This is a genomic window from Limnobacter sp. MED105, from assembly GCF_000170915.1.
GTDB lineage: Bacteria > Pseudomonadota > Gammaproteobacteria > Burkholderiales > Burkholderiaceae_B > Limnobacter.
Genome location: NZ_ABCT01000025.1, coordinates 17,461 through 27,231, shown reverse-complemented (window position 1 = coordinate 27,231; position 9,771 = coordinate 17,461). Strand labels below are relative to the sequence as shown.

The window sequence follows — 9,771 nt, the reverse complement described above, 5'->3', positions numbered from 1 at the left end:
TTTGAATTCATCCGAAACAATCAGAAGATCATGCAGTTTGTGCTGCTGCTGTTTATTGCACCCGCATTTGCCTTGTTTGGTCTTGAGGGATACAACACCGTCAGCGCGGACGCCAATGCCTTGGCGATTGTGGGCGACTATCCAATTAGTCAGGAAGAATTCGATCAGGTCAAACGTGAGCGCATTGAGGAGGCTCGTGCACAATCTGGCGAGAACTTTGATCCCAAGGTGTTTGAGTCACCTGAAATCAATCGTCAATTGCTGGATACATTGGTGCTTCAATATTTGCTTCAACAGTCTGTGCAGAAGCAGTATTTGACTGCGTCAGACAAAGCATTGGCCGAAGACATTGCACGCACTCCATTGTTTCAGGTGGATGGCAAATTTGATCTTGAAACATACAAGCGCGAATTGGCTGCGCGTGGGTTGACGCCCACGCAACATGAGGCGAATGTGCGTTTTGGTCTGGCTAGAAATCAGGTGCTCGATCCCGTGTTGCGCGCTTCTTTCTTCCCCGAAACATTGAAAACCCAATTGGATGATGTGCAGCTGGCTGGCCGCGTTGTGCGAGTCAAAAATATTGATTTGGCCCCATACCTTGCAAACGTCAGCATTACCGATGAGCAAGTGGCCGCATTTTACGAAACCAACAAAGCGCAGTTCATGGCGCCTCAAAAGGCCGATGTTGAATATGTAGTGCTTTCGCCCGATACCATCAAATCAAAAATTGAAGTCAGTGATGCTGATATTGCCGCTTACTACGAGCAAAACAAGGCTCGTTTTTCTACACCCGAAGAACGTCGTGCCCGCCATATTTTGTTGGATGCTGAGAAAGAGGGTGCCTCTGCAGACGATCTGAAGGCCGCGGCTGAAAAGGTGTTGGCTGAATTGAAAGCAAACCCATCGAAGTTCGCTGAACTCGCCAAGCAGTATTCAATCGACCCCGGCTCTGCAAACCAGGGCGGAGATCTCGGATTCTTTGGCAAAGGTGCAATGGTTCCTGAGTTTGAGCAAGCTGTGTTCTCTCAGAAAAAAGGTGAGTTGAGTGGTTTGGTGAAAAGCCAGTTCGGTTATCACATCGTTGAAGTCACTGAAATTCGTGGCGGTGAAGTTCAAGCGCTTGAGGATGTGAAAACCCAAATTGCAGATGAAATCAAAAATCAGAAAATGACCGCACAGTTCGCTGACGCACAAGGCCGCTTTACGGAGTTGGTGTACGAAGGCGGGCAGTCGTTTGAAAACGTGGTCAAGGCACTTGGTGTGCAGGCACAAACCTTCAATGGTTTGACCCAAGGTGCTGCCAACGCGCCAGAGGTATTGAAAGATGCGAAAGTGATCGCAGAAATTTTTTCATCAGACTCGATTGAAAATAAAAACAACACCAAGGCTGTGCAAGTGGGTGAAACCATGGTGTCAGCTCGCATTGTGAATTACACCGCGGCAGCGGCACGTCCACTGGAGGAAATGAAACCAGTGATTCAGGCTCGCTTGAAGCAGGAAGAAGCTGCAAAAGCTGCATTGAAAGACGCCGATGCACTTGCCGCCAAGCTGGACAGCGAAAAGCCACAGGCTGGTTCTGATTTGTTGACAGGTTTTGCGGATTCAAAAACCGTGTCGGCTTTGAGTGCTGAAGGTTTGCCTGGCTTGGTGGCTCAGTCTGTGTTGAACACAGGCGTATCTGAATTGCCCAAAGCCAAGGTGATTGGACTGGGCAACAATGGCTATGCCGTGGCTTGGGTTGAAAGCAGTGCACCGTCTTCGGAAGTCAAAGCGAAGGCCGACCCGCAGGTGGTTCAGTACTACGAGAACATTGCAGGGCAGGTGTATCAAGAAGCCTTGTTGCTGGCCGCACGCGATGCAATGAAAAAGCGTGTTGAGGTCGAGATCAAGAAGACGTTCTGACCAAGCGAATGAGTGATTGCGGTTCGCAGCGCGTCACTCATTCTGGTTTGGGTTATGCGAAAAGTATGCATTCACTTCAATGTCGCAGAAAACGTCGGCCAAATGTTTTCCAGAATCTTCGGCTGTGCACCTGCGTTAGGATGAATTCCATCCGCTTGAAAGGCCGTCGGATCTAGCGCAAAACCTTCCAGCATGAACGGCACCAGTGGCACTTTCTGTTTGCGTGCCACGTCAGGGAATGTGTCGCCAAACCGACGGGCGTAGGCGGGGCCGTAATTGGAGGGAATCTGCATGCCAATCAACACGGCCTGAGCCCCACTGCGACGTGCAGCCACCAGCATATTGGTCAAGTTGTCTTTCATCGTGTCGAGCGACAATCCTCGTAATCCATCATTTGCACCAAGTTCCAGAATCATGTGCGTGGGTTGATGCTGCTTCAGCAGTGCTGGCAAACGTGTTTTTCCGCCCGCTGTGGTTTCACCCGATACCGATGCGTTCACCACATTGCAGTGCGGGAACTTTTCAGCCAAACGACTCTCCATCAAAGCAACCCAGCCTTGTTCTTTGGGCAAACCGTAAGCAGCCGAAAGGCTGTCGCCCATCACCAGAATTTTGCATTGCTGGCCAGCACTTGCCGCAAAGCTGGATACACTGGTCGACAAGCCAAAAGCGATCAGGCCAAATGCGAAGGCGTTTTTAATTTTTTTTGCAGTAAAGGCAAACATGAGTCGTGCAATCCTCGAAGTCGAAGGTTTAAATCAATTGGTTCAGGACGGGCAAAGTAGTTTGTCCATCCTTGAAAACATTTCGTTCACTATAAATCAAGGTGAAGCAGTTGCCATTGTGGGAGCCTCAGGTTCAGGCAAGTCCACATTGTTGGGCATGCTTGCTGGGTTGGACATTCCATCTAGCGGTGCAGTTCGCTTTTTGGGGGAAGACTTAACTCAACTTAACGAAGATCGCCGTGCCAGCTTGCGAGCCGAGCATGTGGGTTTTGTATTTCAGTCATTTCAGTTGCTCGACCACCTGAGTGCGCTTGAGAATGTGATGCTGGCCACTGAGTTGACGCCGATGCAGAATCGCGAGAAGGCCTGCAAGGAAATGTTGGAACGGGTGGGTTTGGGAGATCGCCTGAACCACACGCCCAAAACCCTTTCGGGTGGTGAACAGCAACGCGTGGCCTTGGCCAGGGCGTTTGTGCGTAAACCCACGATTGTGTTTGCCGATGAGCCCACGGGCAGCCTGGATTTTGCAACTGGGCAGCGAATCATCGATTTGATGTTTGACCTTCAAAAAGAGCTGGGTACCACTTTAATTCTGGTGACTCACGACGACAAGTTGGCGGCGCGCTGTTCACGACAATTGACCATTGCGGCGGGCGCTTTGGCTCAAGAGGTGGTTTAAACAGGTTTTCATGCGCTGGGCTATTTCGCTGGCATGTGAAATGTGCAGGCCTTCTCTTTCGCGTCCCATAGGTTCTACCGACAATCCATGCAGGTAAACCGAAAAGGATGCTGCCCTGAATTCTTCAAGCCCTTGGCCCAGCATGGCCGCTATCGCACCGGCAAGTACATCGCCACTGCCCGCGGTGGCCAGTGCAGGGCCACCCGTGGTGTTGATTTCAATTTGGTTTGAATCGCAGATCAGGCTGCCTGTTCCTTTCAAGACCACAGTGCAATCAAATTGGGTAGCCAGCGATTTCACCGCCTTGATGCGATCGGCCTGAATTATGTCAATGGTGCTTTGTAGCAAGCGTGCTGCCTCCAGGGGGTGCGGCGTCAACACCAGGCTTTTTGCACGGTGTTTGCGCCGGTAGTGCTGTAGCCGCGCACGCAACACCGAATTTTTGGCAAGAAGGTTCAGTGCGTCGGCGTCCCAAACCATGTTCAAACCCTTGTCGTGCTCAAGCAGTGCGTAGACCATGTTTAAAGCTTCATCACTTTGCCCCAGGCCTGGGCCAACCACGACCGTGTCGGCAAACTCCAGGTTGCTCTCAAGGCCCTTGTTCATGATTTCCGGAAATATCAGGTCTAGAAAAGGCAATTGTCCTTGGCGCTGAACATCGGGTAAATGCAGGTCCGTTTCATGCAGCAACGTCAGGGCTACCCGTCCACAACCCAGCATCAGCGCGGTTCTGGCGCTTAATATACAAGCCCCCACCATGCCCTGTTGGCCCCCCAGCACTGCGATGCTTCCAAAGCTGCCTTTGTGATGCTCATGACCCCGCGTGGGCGAGCGTTGCAATTGATCAAGCCGGGAAACAGCGTGAACAAATGGGCCCCAGTCGTTGGTGTGCTTGTTTGTTTCAAGCAGGGCATCGCAATTCAGCGAGTCTATCCACAGTTCTCCGCACAAACCCTTGCCGCGCTCGCTTAACAGGCCTTGTTTGCAGGCCAGGTAACTGAAGGTGGTGTGGGCGTGAATGGCTGCGCCAGCGGCATGGCCCGTGTTGCAGTTCAACCCGCTGGGGCAGTCCAGCGCATACACTCTGGCTTTGTGACGATGCGCGTTGACATGTTGAATCAATCGTTCAATCAGGCCTTGCGGTGGCCTGTCGCAGGCAATGCCCAGTAAGCCGTCGACTATGACTGTACCCAAAGCAATCTCAGGCAATGGCATGTCGGGCTCAAGCTCGATGGGTTGAATGCCGTGTGCCAAGGCCCACAGCACCGCTTGCATGCGGTCTTTCGATCCTTGTTTCCCCTCGGTAACTTGCAACAAGTCAACTTGTAAACCTTTGCGTTTTAATTCTCCTGCCACAATGCAGGCGTCCCCCCCGTTGTTGCCTGGCCCTGCCAGGACCACGCAGCGAGTTGAATGTGTCTCGCTGTGAATAATTTGATCCACAATTTTCAGGGCTGAGCGTACCCCGGCGGCTTGCATCAGAAGAAAAGAATCAATGTGTGCAAAAGCCGTCTGCTCCAGTGCCCGAATTTGCGTCACCGACAGCACTGGCATTGATTTTTGGTCCACCTGTTGCCAGTTGGCATGGCCAAGGTTCTCAGGGTGTAGGTCAATCAGTTCGGGCATGCGTATTCCATGGAAATTCAGGGTGGTTTATCCGGGCTTTGTGCTCAGTTTTGGGGCTGTAGCACTTATAATTCAAGATTACCTCAACCACCCCCACTGCTGTCATGTCTCTTGCCCTGTCTTCGGCTGATCAATTCGATGTTTCCACCTTCCATGGCGCCTCTGCCTTGTCTGCTTTTCGCGCAGAGGGTTTGCTGAAACGCTTGCAAGCCATTGATTCCAATGTGTCAGCGGTGCGTGCGCATTTCGTTCATTTTGCGGCGACCCGGGGTGCACTGGAAGGGCAGCAGCGCAAGGTGATGGAAGGCTTGCTCGATTACGGCCATGCTGCCCCGGCGTTGGATCGCATGGACCTGAGTTGCGTGGTGGTGCCGCGCTTGGGCACGGTCAGCCCATGGGCTTCCAAGGCGACCGACATTGCTCACAATGCTGGCTTGGCAAGCGTGGTGCGCATGGAGCGTGGCATTGAATTTCAGCTGACCTTCAAGAAAGGCTTGCTGGGTGGCAGCAAACTGCCGGAAGGGGCTGCTTTACAAGCCTTGAAGGCCGCGCTGTACGATCGCATGACTGAAACCGTGCTGCCCGATGGGTTTGACGTGAAAGGCTTGTTCCTGCCCCTGCAGGGCAAAAGCCTGCAAATTGTGGAATTGAGCGAAGGTCGCAATTCACTGGTGAAAGCCAACAGCGAACTGGGCTTGGCTTTGAGCGACGATGAAATTGATTACCTGCTGGATGCCTACACTGTGATGGGACGTTCGCCCACCGACGTGGAACTGATGATGTTTGCGCAGGCCAACAGCGAACACTGCCGCCACAAAATTTTCAATGCCACCTGGACCATCGACGGGCAAGCGCAAAGCGAAACCCTGTTCGGGATGATTCGCAACACCCACAAAACCACGCCGCAAGGCACGGTGGTGGCGTATTCCGACAATGCCGCCGTGATTGCAGGTGGCAAGGCTGAGCGCTTTTTTGCTGATTCCGATGGCGTGTATCGCCCGCACGCGGAAACCACGCATTTTGTGATCAAGGTGGAAACCCACAATCACCCCACGGCAATTTCGCCGTATGCAGGCGCTGCCACGGGTTCAGGTGGTGAAATTCGAGATGAAGGCGCGACTGGGCGTGGTGCCAAGCCCAAAGCTGGCTTGTGTGGTTTTACTACTTCGCATTTGCGTTTTGAGGGTGGCAGCGAAGGCTGGGAAAGTGGGCAAGACGCTTTGGTGCCCTTGGAACAGCGCAACAATCAGCACAGTGAGCAGCCACAGCCTGTTGGCATTCCAACACGCATAGCGACCCCTGAACAAATCATGATCGACGGCCCCATTGGTGCGGCTGCATTCAACAATGAATTTGGTCGCCCGAACTTGGGTGGCTATTTCCGCACCTTCGAGCAACGTGTGGGTGATCGGGTTTATGGTTATCACAAGCCCATCATGATCGCTGGTGGCTTGGGCAATATTCGGGAAGTACACACCCACAAATGTGACTTGCCCGCGGGCAGTTTGTTAATTCAACTGGGCGGCCCTGGTATGCGCATCGGCATGGGCGGGGGTGCTGCTTCATCGATGAATGCGGGCACCAACACCGAGTCGCTCGACTTTGATTCCGTGCAACGTGCCAACCCTGAAATGGAACGCCGTGCGCAGGAAGTGCTGGACCGCTGCTGGACCATGGGTGAAGCCAACCCGATTTTGAGCATTCACGACGTGGGTGCGGGTGGTATTTCCAACGCATTCCCCGAGTTGGCAGACGCATCGAACAAAGGTGCGGAATTTGATTTGCGCAAAGTGAATCTGGATGAAAGTGGCTTGAGCCCCGCTGAAATTTGGTGCAATGAATCGCAAGAGCGCTATGTGATGGGCATTGCACCCGAGTCGCTGGAATTGTTCACGCAATTGTGTGAACGTGAGCGTTGCCCCTTCTGTGTGGTGGGTGTAGTCACTGACGAGCGCCAACTGAAAGTGCTGGACGCGGAAAGCAGCAGCAGCCCAGTGGACATGCCCATGGAAGTTTTGCTGGGCAAGCCACCCCGCATGGAGCGCAATGACAACCGCATAGAAACGGTGAAAGCAGAAATGGATTTGACCCAAACCGAATTGGGGCAAGCCATTGAGCAAGTGTTGAAATTCCCGGCTGTGGCTTCCAAGCGCTTCCTGATTACAATTGGCGACCGCACCGTGGGTGGCTTCACGGCCCGCGATCAAATGGTGGGACCTTACCAGGTGCCCGTGGCCGACGTGGCCGTGACGATTGATGACTACACCGGATACGCTGGCCAAGCCATGGCCATGGGTGAACGTACACCGCTGGCCGTATTGAATGCACCCGCTTCAGGCCGCATGGCCATTGCGGAAAGTATTACCAATTTGTTGGCCGCACCTGTTGAAAAACTGGAGGACGTGAAGCTGAGCGCCAACTGGATGGCTGCTTGCGGTACGCCCGGCCAAGACGCCGCTTTGTTCGACACCGTGAAAGCGATTGGCATGGACCTGTGCCCGCAATTGGGCTTGGGCATTCCGGTGGGTAAGGATTCGCTTTCCATGCGCACGCGCTGGAATGAAGGCGATGTACAGAAGGAAGTGTTGTCGCCGGTTAGTTTGATTGTGACCGCATTCTCGAAAATTACAGATGTTCGTGGCACGCTAACACCGGTGTTGAACATGGCCGAGGACACCGTGCTGGTGTTGGTGGATTTGGCCCGCGGCAAAATGCGCATGGGTGCCAGCGTATTGGCACAGGTGACCAACCAGTTGGGTACCGATGTGCCTGATGTGGAAGACGCAAGCGACATTAAAAACTTTGCACAAGCGTTGAATGCCTTGCGTGAAAAAGGTTTGGTGCACGCTTATCACGATCGGTCAGATGGTGGTTTGCTGGCCGCCTTGGCGGAAATGAGTTTTGCAAGCCGATGTGGTTTGTCGATCAACCTTGATTTGATCACCATTGACCCGTATTCAGCCGATTGGGGCGATTTTAAAATTCGCCCGGAGCAGGTCAGCGTACAGCGCGGTGAGCTAACCTTGAAGGCCTTGTTCAACGAAGAACTGGGTGTTGTATTGCAAGTGCCTGCCGCGCAAAAAAGCGAAGCCATGCAAGTGCTGCGCGATTTCAGTTTGAGCAAGCACAGCAATATTATCGGCAAGCCCAATGATCGCGATGTGATCGAGTTTTATCGCGATGCCAAGTGTATTTACTCCGAAAGCCGCGCCAAGCTGCAAGGCATTTGGGATGACACCAGCTACCAGATTGCCAAACGCCGCGACAACCCGGTGTGTGCTGAAAGTGAACACAAAGCCGCTGCTGAATTGCCCAACGCCTTGGTGTGGCAACCCGGCTTTGACATCACGGAAAACCCGGCAGCGCCTTTCATTGCAACCGGGGCGAAACCCCGTGTGGCTGTGTTACGTGAGCAAGGCGTAAACGGCCAACTTGAAATGGCAGGTGCATTTACCTTGGCTGGTTTTGAGGCAGTAGACGTGCACATGAGCGACCTGTTGACAGGCAAGCGCAAGCTGGCTGACTTCCAGGGCTTGGCAGCATGCGGTGGCTTCAGCTACGGCGACGTGTTGGGTGCCGGTGAAGGCTGGGCCAAAACCATTCGATACAACAGCGTGCTGGCTGACCAGTTTGCAGAATTCTTTGGTCGCAGTGATGTGTTCGGTTTGGGCGTGTGCAATGGCTGCCAAATGATGGCCACGCTGGCCGATTTGATACCCGGTGCGGCGCACTGGCCCAAGTTGATGCGCAATGAAAGCGAGCAATATGAAGCGCGGTTGGTGAATGTAAAAATCAACAAGACGCCTTCGATTTTGTTGAGCGGTATGGAAGGCTCTGTGGTGCCTGTGGTGGTTGCGCACGGTGAAGGCCGGGCTGACTTTTCACGCCAGGGCAATCATGCCCAGTTGAGCGCAGAAGGTTTGGTGGCAGTGCAGTATGTGAATTCGCAAGGCGAGGCCACACAGCAGTACCCATTCAACCCCAATGGCAGCCCGGACGCACTGGCCGGTTTTACCACGCCCGATGGCCGCTTCACCATCATGATGCCGCACCCTGAGCGCGTGTTCCGGAATGTGCAAATGAGCTGGGCGCCCAAAGACGCAGGCGAGTTTTCACCCTGGATGCGTTTGTTCTACAACGCACGCAAGGCCTTGGGTTAAATGGACAAAACACTGGCATGGCAACCCCTGGCAGTGGACCAGCAATGGCCAGCCAAGGTGTTTGATGTGCATTGCACTGACTGCCCGCGTTTGCATGCATTTCATGAACAGAATCGCCAAAAATTTCCGGCTCATTTCAATGGCCCGGTGCCACCTTTTGGTCCTGAGAATGCAGAACTACTGATTGTTGGTTTGGCGCCTGGGCTGCACGGAGCAAACCGCAGCGGGCGACCGTTCACAGGCGACTATTGCGGCGACTTGCTTTACAGCACCTTGCACAAATTCGGTTTTGCCAACAGGCCGGTTTCAATCGCTGTGGGCGATGGCATGCAACTGCTGAATGCGCGTGTCAGCAATGCAGTGAAGTGCGTACCACCGGAAAACAAGCCCACGCCGGCTGAAATTAAAACCTGCAATCAGTTCATCGCGCATGAGTTCAAGGTTCACCCGCCCAAGGCTGTATTGGCCTTGGGGCTGGTGGGGCATCAGGCCGTGCTGAAAGCCATGGATCAAAAGCAAAGTGCATTCAAATTTGGACACGCCGCCCAACACGACCTTGGTGCGTTTCGCTTGTTCGACAGTTACCACGTCAGCCGATACAACACGCAAACTGGCCGGTTGACCACACCCATGTTTGAGGCTGTGCTGGAATCGATCAGCCGCTACCTGAAGGCTTAAG

Annotated in this window: 6 protein-coding genes; 4 read left to right on the top strand and 2 right to left on the bottom strand. The window is 53.6% G+C overall.

The annotated features are described in order from the left end of the window. On the top strand, positions 1-1,902 hold a 1,902-nt coding region (locus LMED105_RS15060), incomplete at its 5' end, for a SurA N-terminal domain-containing protein (protein ID WP_008252962.1). 71 nt (positions 1,903-1,973) lie between these two features. Here the strand turns inward: LMED105_RS15060 and LMED105_RS15055 are convergent. Beyond that, positions 1,974-2,627 carry an arylesterase gene (locus tag LMED105_RS15055; RefSeq protein WP_008252960.1) on the bottom strand — a complete coding sequence of 218 codons (654 nt, stop codon included), beginning with the start codon at positions 2,625-2,627 and terminating at the stop codon, positions 1,974-1,976. On the opposite strand from LMED105_RS15055, the gene LMED105_RS15050 reads away from it, so the two are divergent. Then, complete coding sequence (locus LMED105_RS15050) at positions 2,626-3,306, top strand: ABC transporter ATP-binding protein (protein WP_040513714.1); 681 nt, start codon at positions 2,626-2,628, stop codon at positions 3,304-3,306. The genes LMED105_RS15055 and LMED105_RS15050 overlap by 2 nt on opposite strands. Here the strand turns inward: LMED105_RS15050 and LMED105_RS15045 are convergent. Next, positions 3,256-4,932 (bottom strand): bifunctional ADP-dependent NAD(P)H-hydrate dehydratase/NAD(P)H-hydrate epimerase, encoded by a 1,677-nt coding sequence (locus tag LMED105_RS15045; protein ID WP_008252949.1) that lies wholly within the window; start codon positions 4,930-4,932, stop codon positions 3,256-3,258. The genes LMED105_RS15050 and LMED105_RS15045 overlap by 51 nt on opposite strands. A 104-nt stretch (positions 4,933-5,036) precedes the next feature. Here LMED105_RS15045 and purL point away from each other — a divergent pair, with 104 nt between their 5' ends. Further along, the gene (gene purL, locus LMED105_RS15040; protein ID WP_008252947.1) at positions 5,037-9,092 is read left to right on the top strand and encodes a phosphoribosylformylglycinamidine synthase; all 4,056 of its coding nucleotides are present in this window, start codon (positions 5,037-5,039) and stop codon (positions 9,090-9,092) included. After that, positions 9,093-9,770, top strand: a complete 678-nt coding sequence (locus LMED105_RS15035) for a uracil-DNA glycosylase (RefSeq protein WP_008252945.1) — start codon at positions 9,093-9,095, stop codon at positions 9,768-9,770. Position 9,771 lies beyond the last annotated feature (1 nt).